Source organism: Shewanella intestini (assembly GCF_018221465.1).
GTDB classification, from domain to species: Bacteria; Pseudomonadota; Gammaproteobacteria; order Enterobacterales; family Shewanellaceae; genus Shewanella; species Shewanella intestini.
Genome location: NZ_JAAIKR010000001.1, coordinates 644,771 through 666,174, shown reverse-complemented (window position 1 = coordinate 666,174; position 21,404 = coordinate 644,771). Strand labels below are relative to the sequence as shown.

At 41.9% G+C, this 21,404-nt stretch carries 18 protein-coding genes; 10 read left to right on the top strand and 8 right to left on the bottom strand.

Annotated features, from left to right (window positions below; translation table 11 throughout):
- Positions 1-215: 215 nt before the first annotated feature.
- The 10 genes from G3R48_RS02860 (at position 216) to xthA (ending at position 11,122) form a co-directional block, all read left to right on the top strand.
- Positions 216-1,775 carry an anthranilate synthase component 1 gene (locus G3R48_RS02860; RefSeq protein WP_153660499.1) on the top strand — a complete coding sequence of 520 codons (1,560 nt, stop codon included), beginning with the start codon at positions 216-218 and terminating at the stop codon, positions 1,773-1,775.
- Positions 1,776-1,783: 8 nt separating this feature from the next.
- A complete protein-coding gene (locus G3R48_RS02855; RefSeq protein ID WP_212593198.1) occupies positions 1,784-2,380 on the top strand; it encodes an aminodeoxychorismate/anthranilate synthase component II in 597 nt (198 codons plus the stop codon).
- Positions 2,380-3,411: an anthranilate phosphoribosyltransferase gene (trpD, locus tag G3R48_RS02850; protein WP_153660503.1), complete on the top strand. Its 1,032-nt coding sequence runs from the start codon at positions 2,380-2,382 to the stop codon at positions 3,409-3,411. Before G3R48_RS02855 ends, trpD begins: the two co-directional genes overlap by 1 nt.
- A 2-nt stretch (positions 3,412-3,413) precedes the next feature.
- Entirely contained in the window at positions 3,414-4,859 is a 1,446-nt protein-coding gene (gene trpCF / locus G3R48_RS02845; protein WP_153660505.1) for a bifunctional indole-3-glycerol-phosphate synthase TrpC/phosphoribosylanthranilate isomerase TrpF, read from the top strand.
- 83 nt (positions 4,860-4,942) lie between these two features.
- Complete coding sequence (gene trpB / locus G3R48_RS02840) at positions 4,943-6,157, top strand: tryptophan synthase subunit beta (RefSeq protein WP_153660507.1); 1,215 nt, start codon at positions 4,943-4,945, stop codon at positions 6,155-6,157.
- Positions 6,150-6,959 carry a tryptophan synthase subunit alpha gene (gene trpA, locus G3R48_RS02835; protein ID WP_153660509.1) on the top strand — a complete coding sequence of 270 codons (810 nt, stop codon included), beginning with the start codon at positions 6,150-6,152 and terminating at the stop codon, positions 6,957-6,959. Before trpB ends, trpA begins: the two co-directional genes overlap by 8 nt.
- Before the next feature lie 652 nt (positions 6,960-7,611).
- Positions 7,612-9,147 carry a peptide MFS transporter gene (locus G3R48_RS02830; RefSeq protein WP_153660511.1) on the top strand — a complete coding sequence of 512 codons (1,536 nt, stop codon included), beginning with the start codon at positions 7,612-7,614 and terminating at the stop codon, positions 9,145-9,147.
- A gap of 297 nt (positions 9,148-9,444) precedes the next feature.
- The gene (locus G3R48_RS02825; RefSeq protein ID WP_153660513.1) at positions 9,445-9,990 is read left to right on the top strand and encodes a septation protein A; all 546 of its coding nucleotides are present in this window, start codon (positions 9,445-9,447) and stop codon (positions 9,988-9,990) included.
- Positions 9,991-10,016: 26 nt separating this feature from the next.
- Positions 10,017-10,316, top strand: coding sequence for a YciI family protein (locus G3R48_RS02820; protein ID WP_153660515.1), 300 nt, complete (start codon positions 10,017-10,019; stop codon positions 10,314-10,316).
- Complete coding sequence (gene xthA, locus G3R48_RS02815) at positions 10,316-11,122, top strand: exodeoxyribonuclease III (RefSeq protein WP_153660517.1); 807 nt, start codon at positions 10,316-10,318, stop codon at positions 11,120-11,122. Before G3R48_RS02820 ends, xthA begins: the two co-directional genes overlap by 1 nt.
- A 135-nt stretch (positions 11,123-11,257) precedes the next feature.
- Here the strand turns inward: xthA and G3R48_RS02810 are convergent, their stop codons facing one another.
- From G3R48_RS02810 to truA, 8 genes are all read right to left on the bottom strand, one after another.
- Positions 11,258-11,902, bottom strand: coding sequence for an MBL fold metallo-hydrolase (locus tag G3R48_RS02810; protein ID WP_153660519.1), 645 nt, complete (start codon positions 11,900-11,902; stop codon positions 11,258-11,260).
- Between the two features lie 160 nt (positions 11,903-12,062).
- Complete coding sequence (locus G3R48_RS02805; protein WP_153660521.1) at positions 12,063-14,057, bottom strand: DNA topoisomerase III; 1,995 nt, start codon at positions 14,055-14,057, stop codon at positions 12,063-12,065.
- 319 nt (positions 14,058-14,376) lie between these two features.
- Positions 14,377-15,837 (bottom strand): peptide MFS transporter, encoded by a 1,461-nt coding sequence (locus tag G3R48_RS02800; RefSeq protein WP_153660523.1) that lies wholly within the window; start codon positions 15,835-15,837, stop codon positions 14,377-14,379.
- A 459-nt stretch (positions 15,838-16,296) separates the two neighbouring features.
- Positions 16,297-17,811: an amidophosphoribosyltransferase gene (gene purF, locus G3R48_RS02795; RefSeq protein ID WP_153660525.1), complete on the bottom strand. Its 1,515-nt coding sequence runs from the start codon at positions 17,809-17,811 to the stop codon at positions 16,297-16,299.
- Positions 17,812-17,849: 38 nt separating this feature from the next.
- Positions 17,850-18,338 carry a CvpA family protein gene (locus G3R48_RS02790; protein WP_153660527.1) on the bottom strand — a complete coding sequence of 163 codons (489 nt, stop codon included), beginning with the start codon at positions 18,336-18,338 and terminating at the stop codon, positions 17,850-17,852.
- Positions 18,339-18,492: 154 nt separating this feature from the next.
- Entirely contained in the window at positions 18,493-19,152 is a 660-nt protein-coding gene (dedD, locus tag G3R48_RS02785; protein ID WP_153660529.1) for a cell division protein DedD, read from the bottom strand.
- A 13-nt stretch (positions 19,153-19,165) separates the two neighbouring features.
- Positions 19,166-20,467 (bottom strand): bifunctional tetrahydrofolate synthase/dihydrofolate synthase, encoded by a 1,302-nt coding sequence (folC, locus tag G3R48_RS02780; RefSeq protein WP_228497275.1) that lies wholly within the window; start codon positions 20,465-20,467, stop codon positions 19,166-19,168.
- A 130-nt stretch (positions 20,468-20,597) separates the two neighbouring features.
- Positions 20,598-21,383 carry a tRNA pseudouridine(38-40) synthase TruA gene (truA, locus tag G3R48_RS02775; RefSeq protein ID WP_153660532.1) on the bottom strand — a complete coding sequence of 262 codons (786 nt, stop codon included), beginning with the start codon at positions 21,381-21,383 and terminating at the stop codon, positions 20,598-20,600.
- Between the last annotated feature and the right edge of the window lie 21 nt (positions 21,384-21,404).

Here is a 21,404-nt window from a genome sequence, read left to right as displayed (position 1 = left end):
ATGCAATTCTAAACATCTCTTGGTGGTGGCACTTCCCAAATTAGACGGGTGGTGTGAAGCGTTGTGCATATTTTAAGCAACAAAATTTTACAGGAAGCCCGCAGAAATGTGGGCTTTCTTGCTTTTTAGCCTACGAAAACGGTTTATCAGTACTGACAACTCAATAAATGTAGAGGCTAATTAATGAATTATATATCCATGGGAGCCAAAGGATAATGAATACGTCCAGCAACTTTGCGCAAGTTACCACCAATAGTGTGGAACTCACGTATCAGTCCGATCCGTTAAATTTATATCAGCATATTACCCATAACCAACCGCATACTATGTTGTTGGAGTCGGCTGAGATAGAAAGCAAAGATCACCTTAAAAGCATTATTTTAACCCATGCGGCGCTGATGATCCGTTGTGATAGTTACAACATCACTTTTACCTCAATGACCGATAACGGTGCATCTTTAATACCCGCTATCGCAGCATTTTTTAGTCATTGTCAACAAACACGTCAACACAACACCTTGACCGTCACGTTAAACAAGTCGACCCAATGCCAAGATGAAGATGCCCGTTTAAAATCGACCTCACCCCTTGATGGCCTAAGAATGTTGGTTAAGCAAATCCATAAAGGTGACACTCAACTGGCGTTTGAAGATTTATTTTTAGGCGGCGTGCTAGCTTATGACTTAATTGATACTGTTGAGCCATTACCTGAGGTGCCAAATGGCGATAATGAATGTCCTGACTATTTATTTTATCTTGCTGAAACCCTAATCTTAGTGGATCACAAACAATCTCAAGCCGAAGTTGTCACCCATCAATTTTCATGCGCACCAGCTATTAGTGCAGCACTCAAACAACGTATTAGTGATATAAAGCAGCAGTGCCAACAGTTAGACGACATTAGTCCACTGGTTGCCGTGAATGCCACCACCCAAGTGAATATCTCAGATGAGCAGTACATAGCGACTGTCATGGATTTAAAAGAGCATATTGTTGCTGGCGATATATTCCAAGTCGTGCCTTCGCGAAGCTTTAGTTTACCTTGTCCGAATACTTTAGGGGCTTATCGTGCGCTGCGTTTAACCAATCCAAGTCCTTATATGTTTTATTTTCAAGGGCCTGACTTCACCTTATTTGGGGCATCGCCAGAAAGTGCATTAAAGTACGAGGCGAAATCGAATCAAGTTGAGGTATACCCCATTGCTGGCACACGTCAACGCGGTAAAGATCAGCATGGCAATATCGACCCTGACTTAGACAGCCGCATAGAACTAGAACTGCGTCTTGATAAGAAAGAATTATCAGAACATTTAATGCTGGTTGATCTCACCCGTAACGACATTGCTCGCATTAGCCAAAGCGGCACCCGCAAAGTAGCCGAATTACTAAAAGTTGACCGTTATTCTCACGTTATGCATCTAGTTAGCCGAGTCACAGGCCAGTTACGTGAAGATTTGGACGCCTTACATGCTTATCAAGCATGCATGAACATGGGCACCTTAGTCGGCGCACCTAAAGTCCGCGCCGCGCAATTAGTACGAGCAGCCGAGAAAACTCGCCGCGGCAGTTATGGTGGCGCTGTCGGTTATATAAATGGCTTGGGTGATATGGATACCTGTATTGTCATCCGCTCCGCTTTTGTCAAAAACAGTGTTGCACATATTCAAGCCGGCGCCGGTGTAGTATTTGACTCAGACCCACAAGCCGAAGCCAATGAGACCCGCCAAAAAGCACAAGCAGTTATTTCAGCCATTAAAATGGGAGGCGGACAATGAAACAAGATGTGAAACTGTACCTATTAGATAACTTTGATTCGTTTACCTACAACTTAGTTGATCAATTTCGCAGCTTAGGTTACCAAGTGCTGATTTATCGTAATGATATTAACAGTGACTACATTGCCAATTTGCTTTTAAACGAAGCTGACAAAGCTGCATTAGTATTATCACCAGGCCCTGGTGCACCACACGAAGCTGGCTGCATGATGGAACTTATTGGTAAAGTGGCAGGTAAAGTACCGATGTTGGGTATTTGCTTAGGCCAACAAGCCATTGTTGAATATTATGGCGGTAAAGTAGCGCGCGCACCGGTGGTGGTTCACGGCAAAGCCAGTCCAACTCATCACAATGGTCAAGGCGTGTTTGCTAACCTGCCATCACCACTGCCAGTAGCCCGTTATCACAGTTTAGTCGCAACCCAAGTGCCCGATTGCCTTGATGTTATCGCCACGACAGATGACATGCCTATGGCTGTTTTACACCCTCAAGATAAAGCCGTTGGTTTTCAGTTCCACCCAGAGTCCATTTTGACCACCCTTGGCAGTCAATTATTAACCCAAACACTTGCTTACCTCACGCATACACAAGGAGATGGTCAATAATGTCGCAGTTACAACCTTTACTCGATACCTTATACAAAGGCAATGCACTGACTTGCGCGCAAAGCCAACAACTGTTTAGCGCCATTGTGGAAGGCAAGATGGACCCCATTGCCATGGCTGGCATGTTAACCGCATTAAAAATGCGCGGAGAAACCGTTGAAGAAATTACTGGTGCCGCACAAGCCATGCGCCAAGCTGCAAAACCGTTTCCGCGTAGTCAACAATCATTAGAAAGTGGCATTGTTGATATTGTAGGTACTGGTGGTGATGGTTTTAATACCATTAATATTTCTACTACGGCCGCATTTGTCGCAGCAGCAGCGGGGGCAAAAGTCGCCAAACACGGCAACCGTGGTGTTTCAAGTAAATCAGGCGCATCAGACTTACTGGCACATTGTGGTATCGGGCTGACGATGACGCCTGAGCAAACCCGTGATTGTGTCGATAACCTTGGCGTCGGCTTTTTATTTGCTCCGCATTATCATGAAGGCGTAAAACACGCAGTACCTGTACGCCAAGCCCTGAAAACCCGCACTATTTTCAATATTCTTGGCCCACTTATTAACCCAGCAAAACCCGAAAACATGTTGTTAGGAGTATATTCTTCAGCACTGCTTGCCCCTATCGTCAATGTATTAAAAGCACTTGGGGTAAAACATGCCATGGTGGTTTATGGTAGTGGTCTTGATGAAGTGGCACTGCACGATGAAACCCAAGTCGCAGAACTTAAAGAGGGTAAAGTTCGTTTTTACTGCATCTCGCCGACACAACTTGGTGTCCCAAAAGCGGATATTGAGGCATTAACTGGCGGAGAACCAAGTGAAAATGCGGCCATCACTAAAGCCATTTTGGCAGGCAAAGGCACTAAAGCACAACGTAATGCAGTTGCAATTAATGCTGGCTGCGCCCTTTATGTTGCCGGCATTAGCGACAGCCCTAAAGCCGGCACAAAATTAGCGCTGGACACATTAGCGTCAGGTGAAGGATTAACGCGCTTAAACCAACTTGCAGCAGCAAGCCAAGGAGTATAACAATGAGCGACAATTTAGCTGAACAAGAAACGACTGCGCCGCTCGAGACCGAAAAAGAGTCGAATGTATTAACCAAAATCATTGACACAAAAGCTGAGCACATTGCCAGTTTAAAGCAGCGCTTCCCACAAGAAAGCCTGCAGCCTAAAATCTCTGACCGTAGTTTATTTGACGCCTTAAAAGCGCCTAACGCACAATATATTTTTGAATGTAAGAAGGCCAGTCCATCAAAAGGCCTTATTCGCCCAGTATTTGATGTCGAAGCCATTGCCAGCGTGTATTGCCGTTACGCAGCGGCAATTTCGGTGTTAACAGACGAGCAGTTCTTCCAAGGCGATTTTAATTACATTGCCAAAGTACGAGCAAAAGTCAGCCAGCCTATTTTATGTAAAGACTTTTTTGTCGACCCTTATCAAGTGGAATTAGCCGCTCATCATGGTGCTGATGCCATTTTATTAATGTTGTCGGTACTCGATGATGAACAATATCAACGACTTGCCCAATATGCTCGTCAATATAACCTTGATTATTTAACTGAGGTCAGCAACCAACAAGAGTTACAGCGCGCAATTGATCTTAATGCGCCTATTATCGGTATCAATAACCGCAACTTGCGCGACCTAACAACTGACTTAGCCACCACTGAAGCATTAGCGCCGCAAATCCCATCCGACAGAGTGGTAGTGAGTGAGTCAGGCATTTATCACCACAGCCAAACTCAACGCTTAAATCCATTAGTCGATGGCTACTTAGTAGGCAGCTCAATAATGGCGCAACCTGACATTGACTTAGCTTGTCGGCAATTAGTATACGGGCCAAACAAAGTTTGCGGCTTAACCCGATACCAAGACATTGAATTAGTCGCAAAGGCAGGAGCAAGCTTTGGCGGAATGATATTTTACCCGCCCTCACCTAGAGCGATTAACCTTGAAGATGCCAATGTATTAGTGAGTCAAATGCAGCGTAACCAAATTGCGCTTAATTTAGTGGGTGTTTTTGTTAACCAACCAATTGAGATGCTCATTGAGCACGCCAAACAACTACAACTGTTTGCATTGCAGCTTCATGGTAATGAATCAACACAATACATCAATGAGCTGAAACAACAATTACAGCAACAAAGTCTTCATTGTGAAGTATGGAAAGCCGTTGCTATAGATAGCCAATCAGCACACGAAGTTGAACTTGCAGATGGCGCTGACAAATATTTGTATGATAGCAAGCATGCAGGTCAATTTGGCGGCACCGGTGAAACATTTGATTGGGGCCGTAAAATAGACAATAAATCGCAAGCATTATTAGCTGGCGGCTTATCTGCTGATAATATTGCTTGCGCCAAACAACAAGGTTTTGCTGGGTTAGATATCAACTCTGGAGTCGAAAGCAGCCCAGGGATTAAAGATGTCACCAAAGTGAATGCTGTATTTACCCAACTTAGAACCAATTAATTCACGCTTATTTATTTGATGTTAAATAAGTTCTCATTATTTTTTGGGGCGCTAGTCGCCCTCTTACGAACAAGGGATGAACAATGACCACCCTAAAATTAGACCCTTACTTTGGTGAATATGGCGGCATGTACGTGCCGCAAATTTTAGTACCAGCATTAAAGCAGCTCGAAACCGCCTTTGTTGAAGCGCAACAAGACGAAGCATTTAAAACCGAGTTTCAAGATTTATTAAAAAACTACGCTGGCCGCCCAACGGCCCTTACGTTAACACGAAACTTAAGCCCTAACCCGCTGGTAAAAATTTACCTAAAACGGGAAGACCTACTTCACGGCGGCGCACATAAAACTAACCAAGTATTAGGCCAAGCGTTACTTGCAAAACGCATGGGTAAAAAAGAAATCATTGCCGAAACCGGTGCAGGACAACACGGCGTGGCAACGGCACTAGCATGTGCATTACTCGACCTCAAATGCAAAGTGTACATGGGCGCAAAAGATGTAGAACGTCAATCGCCTAACGTATTTAGAATGAAGTTAATGGGCGCAGAAGTGATCCCAGTGACTTCTGGTTCATCGACCTTAAAAGATGCCTGTAACGAAGCCATGCGTGATTGGTCTGGCAGCTATGAAAAAGCCCACTACCTGTTAGGTACGGCAGCGGGCCCGCATCCTTTCCCAACCATTGTGCGTGAATTTCAGCGCATGATTGGTGAAGAAACCAAAAAACAAATACTGGAAAAAGAAGGCCGCTTACCTGACGCTGTAATCGCTTGTGTTGGTGGCGGCTCAAATGCAATTGGTATGTTTGCCGATTTTATTGATGAAACCTCAGTTGCGCTTATTGGAGTAGAACCCGCGGGCAAAGGCATTGATACACCGATGCACGGCGCGCCATTAAAACACGGTAAAACCGGAATTTTCTTTGGTATGAAATCCCCATTAATGCAAGATAGCGACGGCCAGATTGAAGAGTCATATTCAATTTCTGCCGGACTGGATTTCCCATCAGTGGGCCCACAGCACGCTCATTTAAATGCAACTGGCCGTGCCCGCTATGAATCAGCAACAGATGATGAAGCACTAGATGCATTCCAACTATTAGCGCGTGCAGAAGGCATTATTCCTGCACTGGAGTCGGCTCATGCACTGGCCTATGCCATCCGCTTAGCAAAGGATGCCACAAAAGAAACTATTTTAGTGGTTAACTTATCTGGTCGTGGTGACAAAGATATCTTCACCGTTGCCGACATTTTAGAACAACGGGAAAACACCTCAGCGGAGAACAGCAATGACTAATCGATATCAAGCAGCGTTTGCCGCACTAGCGCAAAAAAACCAAGGTGCATTTGTTCCATTTGTTACCCTTGGCGACCCGTCGCCTGAGTTATCATTAAAAATCATTGATACCTTAGTAGACAACGGAGCTGATGCATTAGAACTTGGCTTCCCATTTTCAGACCCTTTAGCTGACGGCCCAGTGATTCAAGGTGCAAATATCCGCTCGCTTGAAGCGGGTACAACACCAACAATTTGTTTTGAGATCATCAGCAAAGTTAGAGCTAAATATCCACAACTTCCAATAGGGCTACTACTGTATGCCAACCTTGTGTACGCCAATGGTGTCGATGCATTTTATCAAAAAGCACAAGCCGCAGGTGTAGATTCCGTGTTAATTGCCGATGTACCTGTTGAAGAAGCTGCGCCTTTTATTACTGCGGCTAAAGCCCATCAGGTTGCGCCTATTTTCATTGCTCCGCCCAACGCTAATAGTGACACATTGGCTCAAGTCAGTGAAAAAGGTGAAGGTTATACTTACTTATTATCACGTGCTGGTGTTACCGGCACGGAGTCTAAAGCCGGTATGCCCATTGGTGATATTTTAAGTCGTTTAAAAGAGTTTAATGGCGCACCGCCATTACTAGGCTTTGGTATTGCAGAGCCCGCGCAAGTTAAAGCGGCAATTGATGCAGGTGCAGCTGGGGCAATATCAGGTTCTGCGGTGGTTAAAATTATTCATGCAAATAAAGATGATGAAACCCAGCTACTTAAGCAACTGGCTAAATTTACCCGTAATATGAAAGCGGCAACGGTTAAATAACCGAAACAGACATCAGCCATGCCACGCTTTAATGATGAAACGCACGCGATTATTTAGTCGAGTGCGTTTTTTTATTTGTGACATTAAGTGCCCCCTGGTAATACTTTACCATCTACATCTACATCTACATCTACATCGAATGTAACAACCCATGTAGCTAACGTGGTCAAATCGTTAATCAACAACGTCATTTCAGTTTAGATTAACGATGTTTAATATTAGCAAAGCTATTTTGAAACCCACTTTCATCTACAAATAAACTAATCAAAGAAGCAAGCGCTCACAAACGAAACCAACAATAAACACTTATTAATAAAGGATAAATTTAGAAAACACTCATATCTAATAAAAAAAAACGTGCATATCGACATAATATAACTAATTCCACAAAAAGGTCACTGATACAAATTGTCATTTTTGATACGCTACAGCATTGTTAATAAAAAAATCCCCCCTTATGCTAAAGACACATGTTTAGTGTTTTTGTTCTATATTCAGACGGATTGTCATTCAGTTAGCGTAAAATCAACGTTAAAAACGTTTCGTATTAACCGCAATATTTATGTCGTGATGTACACCAAGGGAATTGGTGATATGCCTAATTTTTAGTAATTGAAACGCTTCTTTTACACTATCTACTGAGACCCAATTAATGAGTTCAAATCGTATTGTTCCTGACGTTGAAAAAGCCCAACAGTCAAAACTTAGCAGCCTTTTTCAATTTGATTTAAAACAACGACAAGTCAACACGATTGTTGGTATTACGTTTTGGAGCCAATTTGCTACATATACCATCTTAACGGTTTTCATTGTTTACCTAACGATGCCATTAATTAAAGATGGCTTAGGCATGACTCAGGCTCAAGCATACGCCTTTATGGGCGCATCAGGAGCGGTAGGCTATTTAATGCCGATGCTTGGCGGTTACATGGCCGACAAGGTATTAGGCATCCGCCGCTCTATCCTCATTGGTAGTATTTTAATGGCCACCACTTACTTGTTGGTTATGTTAGGTGGTCAAATGGTGCATACCTTTGGTCATATTGCTTTCTTACTACCGTATGCATTGCTTCCTGCAGCAGGCTCACTGCTAACAGGTACCGCTTCAGCATTAGTGTCTAAAGTGTTCAGTGACGACCAAAAACGTGCAAAAGGCGGCATGACAAGTTATTACATGGCGATTAACATTGGGGCGCTCATTGCTACTGTTATCGCACCATCGTTATTGCACAGTAAATATGGTCCATTATCTATTTTTGCAGTGGTATTTGTCGGTAAAGCACTGGCTGCACTGAACTTTGCTTATCGTTATCGCATGTTTGACAGTGTGGTTGATGATATTGATAAACAACCATTGACTCTAAAAAAATGGGGAATGTTAGGCGCTTACATTTTGATTTTGTCTGGCCTAACCTTGATGGTTTATTTAAACCCTGCTGTATCAAGCTATGTTATTGGCGTAGGTTGTACCTTAGGATTATCAATATTTTTGTACCGTACATTGCAACTTCATGGCGATGCGTTAACGAAGCAATTAGTGGCTGTTATTCTGATCTTTGTGGCCATTATCTTTTTTGTTATGTACAACCAAATGAACACCACGATGGTGCTATTTGCAAAAAATAACTCAGACTTAACCATGTTCGGTTTCCATGTGAATGCCACGAATTATCAAATGGTTAATCCATTGTCTATTTTGGTGTTAGGGACTTTATTACCACGTTTTTATCGTCGTTTCCACAAGTTTACCATTCCGTACCAATTTGCCGTAGGCATTATTTTAGCTGGGCTATCCATGCTAGTAATGTGGTTTGCTTGCTCACAAAACCATGACCATTTAGTCAACGGTAATTACCTAGTGTTGTCCTATTTTTTGGCGACCATTGCAGAGCTATTTGTCAGTGCATTAGGGCTAAGTATGATTGGTTTATATTGTGAAAAAAGCATGATTTCCTTCGCAATGGGCGCATTTTACTTATCAAGTTCATTATCGAACGTGATCACCGGTAAATTAGCGCAAGTCGTAGCCATACCAAAATCAGATGTCGACCCATTATTATCAATGCCAATGTATCAAAGCTATTACGGTAATATTGGCGCAACCGCCATTGTGATCGGTTTATTTCTTGTCGTGGGCGCTTGGGTATTACACGGACAAATGACCAAACGCGGTGTCGACTTAGTTTAAAGCAACGCAAATTTGACTCTATTCATAAAATACTTATGAATGCTGAATAATCAATAAAAATGCTCAACCTTAATCGGTTGAGCATTTTTATTAGCCAATCAAATTCGCTAATCACTGACACAATTGTTATCAAAAACAATACCTGTGCTATTTAATCCCCCCAGTAAATTAACAATATTTGATTTAGCAAAAAGTCAGCCCCACCAATGCCTCCAAGTTAACCAACGAAGGTTTTTCCGCCGTTGTTTGCATGCTATAGTTCGGTTTAATCATACTAACTCACTACAGATTTTCTCTATGAAGCAACTCCTCGACTTTCTCCCTCTTGTTATTTTTTTCATTGTTTATAAAACCTATGACATTTATGTTGCCAGTGGTGCATTAATTGCCGCTACAGCCCTGCAACTGATTATTAGTTATATGTTGTATAAAAAATTAGAAAAAATGCACCTTATCACCTTTGCTATGGTGACGTTTTTCGGTTCGTTAACCCTTATTTTTCATGATGACGCCTTTATCAAATGGAAAGTCACAATCGTTTATCTGTTTTTTGCGATTGGCTTAGCCGTTAGCCACCTAATGGGCAAATCGCTCCTAAAAAGTATGTTAGGTCAAGAAATGCAGGTCCCTGACAAAGTTTGGGCTAATGTAACTTGGTACTGGGTGGTTTTCTTTGCTATTTGCGGCATCGTTAATATTTATGTAGCCTTTAGCTTGCCGCTTGAGACTTGGGTAAACTTCAAAGTATTTGGCTTAACTGCCCTAACATTAGTCAATACCGTTGCAACTGTCGTTTACTTATTCAAGCACTTACCAAAAGACTCATTAGAAGATAAAAAGTAACCTTATTACACAACGGAGCCGTTACTATGTGGTACATGATTTCATCTCAGGATGTTGAAAATAGTTTAGAAAAGCGTATGTCAGTGCGTGCTGAACACTTAGCACGATTACAAGCATTAGCAGATGAAGGACGCCTATTAATCGCAGGCCCTCACCCAGCGATTGATAATGAAGCACCGGGTGAAGCAGGTTTCACCGGGTCATTAGTGGTTGCTGAATTTGCATCATTAGAAGACGCACAAGCATGGGCTGATGTTGACCCTTATATTGATGCTGGTGTTTATCAAAGCGTTATTGTAAAACCTTACCTTAAGGTATTACCATAATGAAAATAGTGTCATTTAATATTAATGGCATTCGCGCTCGCTTACATCAGTTGCAAGCGTTAATTGACTCACACCAACCTGACATCATTGGCTTACAAGAAACCAAAGTTCACGATGAAGCGTTTCCGGTAGCTGATGTTGAAGCCATGGGTTATCAGGTGCATTTCCACGGTGGTAAAGCCCATTATGGTGTGGCTATGTTGTCAAAAAAAGCCCCGATTAAAGTTATTAAAGGCTTTGCTAGTGATGCCGAAGATGCACAGCGACGATTGATTATTGGTCAATTTGAGCAAGATAATGGCCGTGTATTAACCGTTATTAATGGTTATTTCCCGCAAGGGGACAATATTAGCCATGAAACCAAATACCCTGCTAAGCGCAAGTTTTACCAAGATTTAATGACCCACCTACAGACAAATCATCAAGCAGATGAAGATATTGCCATTATTGGTGACATTAATATTTCGCCAGTTGATTTAGACATTGGCATTGGTGAGCCTAATGCAAAGCGTTGGTTAAAAACGGGTAAATGCAGTTTCCAACCAGAAGAACGTCAGTGGTTAGCAACCTTGCTAGATTGGGGATTCGTTGACTCATTCCGTCATCTACATCCACAACGAACTGAGCGTTACTCATGGTTTGATTATCGTAGCAAAGGCTTCGTAGACAATCGTGGATTACGCATTGACGTGGTATTAGTCACCAAGTCCATGGTGCCATCATTGGTAGAGTCAGATGTTGATTATGACCTTAGGGGGATAGAAAAACCGTCTGATCACGCACCAATCTGGAGCACTTTTAACTAAACGCCTTTGCAGCTTATGCTGTTAATGACACTAAAAAGCTCACATTAAGTGAGCTTTTTAGTGCTTGGTGTTTGAGTGAGCATCAAAACTTCATTATATGGTGTAACTATTTACAAGCGAGAATTAAGCTCTTGTCTAATCTAACAGTTCATCAGCAACAAATGGGTTATGTAATCGCTCTTCAGCAAACGTCGACATCGGTCCATGACCAGGAATAAACTGAGTATCGTTTCCTAAAGGCCATAGCTTTTGAGTAATCGAATGTATTAAATCATCATGGTTTGACTTCGGGAAATCAGTTCGGCCAATCGAGCTTCTAAACAGTACATCACCAACCCATGCCATTTTCATCGCTTGGTGATAAAAAATCACATGACCAGGCGTGTGTCCAGGGCAATGTAAAACCTGCAATGTTTGTTTTCCCACGACGACGCTTTCACCATCTTGTAAGTATTGCTGAGGCATAAATGGCGCAACTTCTGGAAAACCAAAGTTTTTGCTTTGGCTTGGCAAGCTATCTAACCAAAATTTATCCTCTTTATGCGGGCCAATAATCGGTATATTGACTTGTTGTGCAAGAGCTTGTGCTGCACCAACATGATCAATATGTCCATGTGTTAATAGGATCTTGGTTAGCGTTAAGCCCAGTTTCTTAACTTCTGTCATAATACGGTCTTTATCGCCGCCGGGGTCGATCACTGCAGCTTCAAGGGTTTCTTTACACCAAATCACACTGCAATTTTGCTGAAACGGTGTCACTGGTATAATTTGATATTTCATGAAGCTTCCTTGTAATTAACAGCATTTGGCACATAAGCGTATTTTGCTATTATTGGCTAAAAAAGCCTAGGCTTATTTGATCTTGATTCAAAAAAATCATTTAAAAACCCGTTCATGATGATGAATTGGCAAACTGATCACTGGCAGTGTTCTGCTGAAATTAACTCGCTTTCGGTTTTGACTTTCTTTTGCTCGGTTTTCTTCCTTTAACTGAAGCAGACTTACGCCCTTTACTCCAAGACTTTTTAGCCGGTGCGCTCACGCCCTTCAAAGCATGCGGTAACTGTTGACTAGCTTGGTTTATTAACTCATCGACCTGCTCAATTAACGGCTGCATAAAGCGCTCATAACGCATTTGTTTAAGGCTTATGGCATCTAAACTTTGCTCCCACAATGCGGTCATGTCGGGTAATGTTGCCGACAAAGGTAAGCTGTTTATTAAGCCCTTCCCCACATCCGTCGCCATAATGGCTTTACCACTGCGGTGCAAATAACCGCGATTAAACAGCAACTCAATAATTCCAGCCCGAGTAGCTTCAGTGCCAAGGCCGTCAGTTTCTTTAAGGGTTTTCTTAATTTCTGCATCGCTAACAAAACGACTAATGCCAGTCATGGCACTTAGTAAGGTCGCATCTGTAAAGTGTTTGGGAGCCTGAGTCATTTTGTCGATACACTCACCTTTAAAGCAATGCAAAGCTTGACCAACGTGTAATGGCGGTAAAGACGATAAACTGTCTTCCTCATCCTCTTTCTCCCGCTGCTGACTATTATCAATGGTTGTTTTGTTGTTGCCATAAAGCACTTTCCAGCCAAGAGCTTTATCAACTTTAGCTTTGGTTGAGAACAATCCGCCACTGATATCCACTTCAACTCGCGTTTCATCATAAACATACGCCTCATAAAATTGGGCTAAGTATTGTCTTGCAATGTGACGATAAAGATTAGCTTCAGCGGCTGATAAACTGGCTAAATTGGCTTTTCTTTCTGTTGGTACAATCGCATGATGCGCTTCGACTTTGGTGTCATTCCATGCTTTAGAAACCAATGATAAATTTGGTAACGTGGCATTTGGAATAAGCTCGGCAGCATTTTGAGTCACAGCATTCACAATGCTTGGAGCAAGTTTACGTTGTTCTTTGGGTAAATAGCGGCTGTCAGAACGTGGGTAAGTAATTAATTTATGTCGTTCATACAAACTTTGACAGGTGTCTAATACCGCTTTGGCGCTCATGCCAAAACGTTTGGCCGCATCTATTTGTAGTGATGACAAACTATAAGGCAATGGCGGATTTTGACGTTTATTCTTTGACTCTAATTTGCTAACTACTGCAGGTTGATTAGTTATACGTTTAACAACATTAAGCGCTAAACCTTTAGACAGCACGCGCCCTTCTTCATCTTGATACGGTTCACACGCTTTGCTCGGTTGCCATTTGGTGCTAAATTCGCAACCGTTTTTTTCTGGAAGGGTTAAGTGCGCTAATACTTCAAAAAAGGGTTTAGGTTCAAAGTGGGCAATTTCTTCGTCGCGCCGAACAATTAACCCAAGAATGGGGGTTTGCACTCGCCCTACAGAAAGTACCCCTTGATAACCGACTTTCTTACCTTGAATGGTATAAGCGCGGGTCATGTTCATTCCATAAAGCCAGTCGGCACGGCTTCGGGCTAAAGCAGAGGTTGAAAGAGGAATAAAATCACGATTATCGCGCAGTTGCCCTAAAGCACGTTTAACAGCACTTGGGTTTAAATCGCTAATCAAAAGCCGTTTTACTGACTGTAATTGAGTACCTTTTACACCTAAATGGGCGATCACTTCATCAACTAATAACTGCCCTTCGCGGTCAGGATCGCCAGCATTAACAATTTCAGAGGCTTGTTTAACGAGCTTTCGCAGCACCGTTAGTTGGCTGCGAGTATTGGATTTAGGTTTGAGCTTCCACTGACTTGGTACAATGGGCAAATCTTCTAAGCGCCACGATTTATATTTATCGTCGTAAGCATCGGGTTCAGCTTGTTCAAGCAAATGTCCAATACACCACGATACACAGTCGCCGTTCGCCGCAGTAATATAGCCGTCGCCTTTTTTATGCGGTTTAGGTAATACATCGGCTATCGCACGCCCTAGGCTGGGCTTTTCTGCAATATATAAAATCATCAATACGCCAAATAACTGTATAAATAAACAGTAACTTTACCTTGCAAAATGGCTTAGTGCAATTAATATTTATCTTCACTACAAAGCGTAATTACAATGAATGCATTGATGTAAGTTATTGGATAATTGAGCTTTAACATAAAAAAACCCGCTAAATATTGAGTCTACATCAAAGATGTCAAACGCAATAAATAACAGGATTAGTTTTTGCTAAGTTTGGCGTGAAGAAATATCAGTTCATCATCGTTATTAGCAAAGCCGATAAATATGTCAGCAGCTTATTTATCTAGTAAGCAAACTAAATATTCAATCACAAGCTTTAGCTTTCTAGTTGTTCTGCTTTATCAGCTGCAGCGAGCATTTTTCTGATCATAAACGAGCTGATAAATGCAATCACCACCATCACAACGGCAAGCTCACTTAACATAATAAAAAAATCACCATATACATTTTGTACAATAGTTTGAGTCAGCTTCTGATCTTTCTCCAGTGCAATAAAGGTTGAGATGACAGCACCTAAAATACCACTCACAGCTACAGCGACTGAAAATAACGATACCGAAAAACTTTCAATTTGTTTAGGGGTCACCGACAAAATAAACGCAACAACAAAGCTGCCAACAATCACTTCGGCAAATGCTTGGAAGAAATGCACCAACAAGAACACTTCAGGTGTTAAAGACACTGAAGGGCCAATATTTTTCATAAAGAAGGCCAATAAGCCAAACGAAATCGCAGTGAACACAAACGCACAGCCGACTTTAATTGAGGTCGACAAAGTAATGTTGCGCTTCTCAAGCTGTGTAAATACAAACGCAATGATAGGGCCTGCAATAGAGCACCAAAACGGGTTCATTGCCATTGACGCTTCTGGTGCAATGGGGATAATGCCAAACAAATCACCGCGCATAGTATTTAATGCAACTAGATTCATCGAGGTCATTATTTGGCCATAATACACAAAGAAGCAAATGGTTAGCACTATCATAATTAACACGGTGCCCATGCGTAATGCTTCTGATTTTTTAGCTTTAAAAATCAAACTGATGAAATATAAAATTGCCAATGCAGCAATAATATAAACAATGTTTTTACCCGCTTCGATATTATCAAACATGAAGAAAACCAGCCCAATCATCGCCACTGATAAGCTGATAAATGCGATGATATTTTTAAGCGGCACCGGCCTTCTATCGAACTCTGTCGCCACTTCGGTATATTCTTTGCGGTAATATAAAATGGATAGCATCGCTAAGCCTGCCATCACCCCTGATAATAAAAATCCACCGCTAAACCCAATCGCAATAATTAATAACGGGTATAAATATTGACCGAGTACCGCCCCGACATTATTGATGGAATAGTTCATTGAAAAGGCGTTTTCAAACTCTGCATCAGTATTAAATGTACGTTTAAATAACCCAGGATAAGATGGCGACATCAACCCACGTGAATAACTGATAACTGCAATGGCTGCCAAACTAAACCCAACATTAGAGGTCGTTGCGCCAAACGCTAAGAAGCAATAACCAACAGTAAAACCAATTTGCGCAACCGTTAATGAACGGTAAGCACCAAGGAATTTGTCAGCAATAAAGCCACCGGCAATGGAAAATAATGGCCCAATTGAAGAAAATGCACCGACGACCATTAAGGTGTCCGCTTCACTATAATTAAGGTCTTCTAAAAAGAAGCGGGTTAAAATTGACATCACGCCATAAAAGGCCAAACCAAACATCGCTTGGATGAACATCATTGATTTGTTGAGCTTATTCCACATAGGTTTTACTTCATTTCTGTATCTGGGAAAATAATGTGCGAAATGTATCATTTGTAACAATTATTCACAGTAACACGGGTCACACTAATGAATGGCTGCATAAAATAATATGCATAAAATTTCACTTCCCATACTGCTACTGGCTGTATTGATTTTATCACTTTGTTAACTCAAGCGTGATTAAACCATCGCCATGTTCCAAAAAACTGCAATATTAACAATAATAGTGACACTTATAAAAAAAACGCAGTGAATAAAAATTCACTTTAATCGAGAATTATTTCACAAAACTAAACCGTTGAAGATAAAAAAGAATATAAAGACCGCGATTTAAATCGCTAACAAGATGAAATCTGTGAATGACCAACTGGCGTGGTCAATTAAATGAATAAAAATGCCAGTCATATTATGACTGGCATTGAGGATATAACCGACTAATTTAGCTTTACTTGCAACCGATTAAGGATGACAAACGTTATGTAACTCTAAATTAGTGCCAATGTCCTTTAAGCGATTAGCTTTGGCGTCATCATTACGCAACTGATTAACGTGATCAAGATAAGATTGATCCACATCACCTGTAATGTAATTACCGTCAAACACGGATGTTTCAAAACGTTTTATGTCCGGGTTTTCTAACTTAACCGCTTCAACTAAATCAGTTAAATCTTGGAAGATGATGCCATCGGCACCAATTAACTCTGCGATTTCATCAGCATCACGACCGTGGGCAATCAACTCGTTTGACGTTGGCATATCAATACCATATACGTTAGGAAAACGAATTTCAGGCGCAGCTGATGCAAAGTACACTTTCTTTGCGCCAGCTTCACGTGCCATTTCAATAATTTGTTCTGAAGTTGTACCGCGAACAATAGAATCATCCACCAACAATACGTTTTTACCTCTGAACTCAGTGTCGATAGCATTAAGTTTACGACGAACTGATTTCTTACGTTCTTGTTGTCCCGGCATGATAAACGTGCGGCCAATATAACGGTTTTTAACGAAACCTTGACGATATGGCAGATCCATACAGCGCGCAATTTCGAGTGCAATATCGCACGATGTTTCTGGAATTGGGATAACCACATCAATATCGTGTTCAAACCATTCTGACTTGATTTTCTCACCTAATTTAGCACCCATGTTGACGCGGCTAGCATAGACAGAAATTTTATCAATTGCAGAATCTGGGCGAGCAAAATATACAAATTCGAAAATACATGGTGCGTAGCTTGGGTTAACGGCACATTGACGAGTAAATAACTCACCAGCAAGTGAAATATAAATCGCTTCACCAGGGGCGACATCACGCATCACTTCAAAACCAACAGCATCAAGTGCAACGCTTTCTGATGCAACCATGTACTCGGTGCCAGTGGCCGTTTCATGCTTACCCAATACTAATGGACGAATACCATATGGGTCACGAAATGCCACTAAACCTTGGCCAATGATCATTGCCGCGACAGCATAAGCTCCTCGTGTTTGGGCATGAACTTTGGCAACCGCGTCAAACACTTCGTCAGCCGTTAATGATAATGTGCGCGTTTCTTGAAGCTCATCAGCCAGTAAGTTTAATAAGATTTCTGAGTCTGATGTGGTATTCACATGACGACGTTTTTCAACCAAACTTTGGGCTAAATCAACCGTATTGGTTAAGTTACCGTTATGAGCTAATGAAATACCAAATGGCGAGTTAACATAGAAAGGTTGAGCTTCTGAAGCACTAGAGCTACCTGCCGTTGGGTAACGAACATGACCAATACCCGCATTACCTTGTAGACGTTGCATGTGTTTAGTTTCAAATACATCTTTAACTAAACCATTTGCTTTACGTAAACGAAACGCGTTGCCATCAATGGTGACAATACCCGCCGCATCTTGACCACGGTGTTGGAGCACGGTTAACGCATCATAAATGGTTTGGTTAACTGACGACTGGCCTACTATTCCGACAATACCACACATGGGTAAGGTTCCTCATTGAAGTGTATTTTTATACATATTTATTGTGGGGGTACAAAACTTGATGTGTTTTGCAAATAGTCAAAGAACCATTGAATAACCACACCAAATTCGGGTACGAGTACTGAATTAGTCCACCAATCGGTTTGATCTAACTGAGTAAACGCATCCATAAAAAATAACAATGCACTGACGATTAATGCACCACGAATGGCACCAAAACATAATCCAAGTACACGGTCGGTGCCTGATAACCCCGTTTTAGAGACTAATTGTCCTAGCAAATAATTTATTAATGCTCCTAAAATCAGAGAAGTAATAAACAAGATTGCGATGGCTACGCCATTTCGTACCAACTCATCATTCATTTGAGTAAGATGCACGGCAAGGTCGAGATAAAATTGGCTGGCAATAAAAAAGGCGGCAAACCATACAAATAGCGACATGGCTTCTTTGGCAAAGCCTCGGATCAAACTGATCAAAGTCGACATGCCAATAACAATAAGAATTGCGTAATCAATCCACACCATAGAGATAGGGATCCGGTATCAAGGTTAAGACGGCGCGATTCTAACAAAGAAAAACAAGATTCTCACCCTTAGTTACGCAAATTATTCATGCGCAAATAAGAACAATCAAATCAGTAGAATCGCAATATTTTGTCGTGATGAAGGTGACAATTTATTAACCCGCAGGGTTAAACGGGATCACTTTTCCACTTAAACCCGTGAGCTTTCTGATTGGATCACGTGCTTGCTTTAATTTATTTTGATTGGTGTCAGGCCCGACAAAGACTCTGGTAATGTTGCCATCAACGGGGGTGGCTGGCACCGTATAAGCGGTGTAACCTGATAGTCTTAACTGAGCAATTAGCGCCGATACATTTTGCGCATTTTTAAAACCGCCTAGTTGTAAGGTATAACCTGTTTTTACACTTGAAACCTTCTGCTGAACTTTAGGTGAACTCGATGTGGCGGTATGCACCGTTTGCTGTTTTGCAGGCTTAGCTTGTGTTGACTTCGTATCGCGAGGCTTAGCTGCAACCACTGTTGTATTGTGCGCTTGAGTTTCAGTTAAACGGGATTTTGACTGCACATTTGCGGCAGATTCAGTTGGTTCAGTTGGTTCAGTGCCTAAATCTTGCCCTTTGGCGATGTCAATCACCTCAAATGATTCAGGTTGCTCATTACCTTCACTGGCGACACTCATCGGTCTCAGTGGAATGTCAGTGAACTCTTCTACCACATGGTTTTTCTTACCATCGAGTAAGTCAGGTAAAATAATCACTCCAAGCGCCACCAACACAATGGTGCCGACTAATCTATTTTGAAATTGACGATCCAAAATGTATTCCTGTTTATGTAAGTGAATCGGCTAATGCTGCTTGCATTGCGGCCACAGTAAAAAATGAACCAAATACAATTAACACATCATCTGCGCTAATAGTCATGGCAAGTGTTTCCCATGCTTTATCCATGGTGTCAAACTGACCGACGTCTGCGCGTTGGCACGCTTGAGGTAAAGCTTGATACAACATGCGAGCACAAGCCCCGCGTGGGTTATCAAGACTCACTAGGTTCCAGTGGTCAATAACTGGCTCAAGACACGCTAATACCGCCGCCATGTCTTTATCTTTAAGCATGCCGCAAAGTGCATGGATTTTCTTACCATTGTATTTTTTAAGTTGCTGCGCCAAATATAACGCTGCATGGGGATTATGTGCCACATCTAATAACACCACAGGGGCACTTTTCACTTGTTCAATACGCCCTGGTAGCGTCGCTAATTGCAACCCATTAGCAATGTGATGATTGCTAATACTTGGCCAAAACTCACTCACTAACGCCACGACGCTAGCAGCATTAGGCAAAGGCAATGAAGGGACTGGCAAGGCATCAATATGACGATGCTGACTACTAAATGCCCATGATTGTTGGCCATTATCCGTGTTAACGGGCAACATTGTATAAGAAAATTGTTGCCCGACGCGGCGAACTTCACTACCAATTTGACTTGCAACATCTTCTAATGAGGCAGGAATATCTGGTTCACCAATAATGCTTAAACAGTTTTCACGCATGATTCCGGCTTTTTCACGGCCAACAGCCTCGCGGGTATCACCTAAATATTCTTGATGGTCTAAATCTATCGCGGTAATGATGGTTGCATTTGAGTCGACAATATTGGTGGCATCTAAGCGGCCACCTAAACCAACTTCAAGCAATACCACATCAAGAGGCTTCTCGGTAAACAACCATAATGCTGCCAGTGTGGCAAATTCAAAGTAAGTTAAGCTTATCTCGGCGCGTGCGACTTCAATGGCATTAAAAGCGGTAATAATTTGAGCATCTGTGACATTTTGCTGATTAATCCGAAAGCGTTCATTAAACAGGTGAATATGCGGAGAGCTGTAGACACCCACGCTTTTACCCGCTTGGCGTAAAATAGACTCTAACATTGCGCAAGTCGTGCCTTTGCCGTTAGTACCGGCAACGGTTATCACTTGAGTGTTAGCAAAATCGGTAATACCAAGTCGTTGTCCAACAAGGGCTACGCGGCTCAAACCCATGTCTATTTCACTTGGGTGAATCGCTAATAAATGCTCAAGCCATTGATCTAATTTGGCATTTTGAGCTGAAAAAGCGGTTGTGCTGTTCAAATCATTTATTCCATTTACAAAAGTAATCTCAAACATTGCAGACAGTTAAACACGTTCAGTGCTTAATAAACCCATAAAAATAAAGCAAGTGCTGCATTGAACTGCCACTGAATGAAGACTCAGTATTGCCTTAATCAAGCATAAATAATGGCCCTAGCGCCAACTTAGGCAATCCATATTCTTCAGGATAAGTCACATCAACCAAATACAAACCGTTTGGTTTAGCTGTCGCTGCGGCTTGGTTTCGGTCTTTTAGTTCTAATAACTGCGCTATCCACTCAATTGGTTGATTTTTTAAACCCACTTCAATTAATGAACCAACAATATTACGCACCATGTGGTGTAAAAAGGCGTTGGCTTTAATATCAACCATAATGTACATCCCCTGACGGGTGACATTAACTTCATGGACATTTCTAAACGGGGTTTTAGACTGGCAATGAACAGCGCGAAAGCTGGTAAAATCTCGCTCACCGAGTAACTGCTGCGCAGCTTGGTGCATTAAATTTTCGTCAATATCACCATGATAATGACTGACACCTTGACGTAAAATACCTGGGCGTAATCCATGGTTATAAATAATATAACGATATCGTCTTGCTGTAGCACTAAAACGGGCATGAAAATCGTCTGGCACTTCTTTAACCCAGCGCACGGCAATATCGTCAGGTAATTGCGTGTTTACCCCGCGAGTCCAACCTTTTAAAGGTCGAATAGCTTGGGTTTCAAAATGCACTACTTGACCCGTACCGTGAACTCCTGAGTCAGTTCTGCCGGCACAAAAAACCTCAATAGGTTCATTGGCGATTGAACTTAGTGCTTTTTCTAACTGTGCTTGCACTGAATCAACATCAGCTTGTCTTTGCCAACCAAAATATTTACTGCCGTCGTATTCGACGCCTAATGCTATACGCATTAATTTCACCTTCAAACTCAC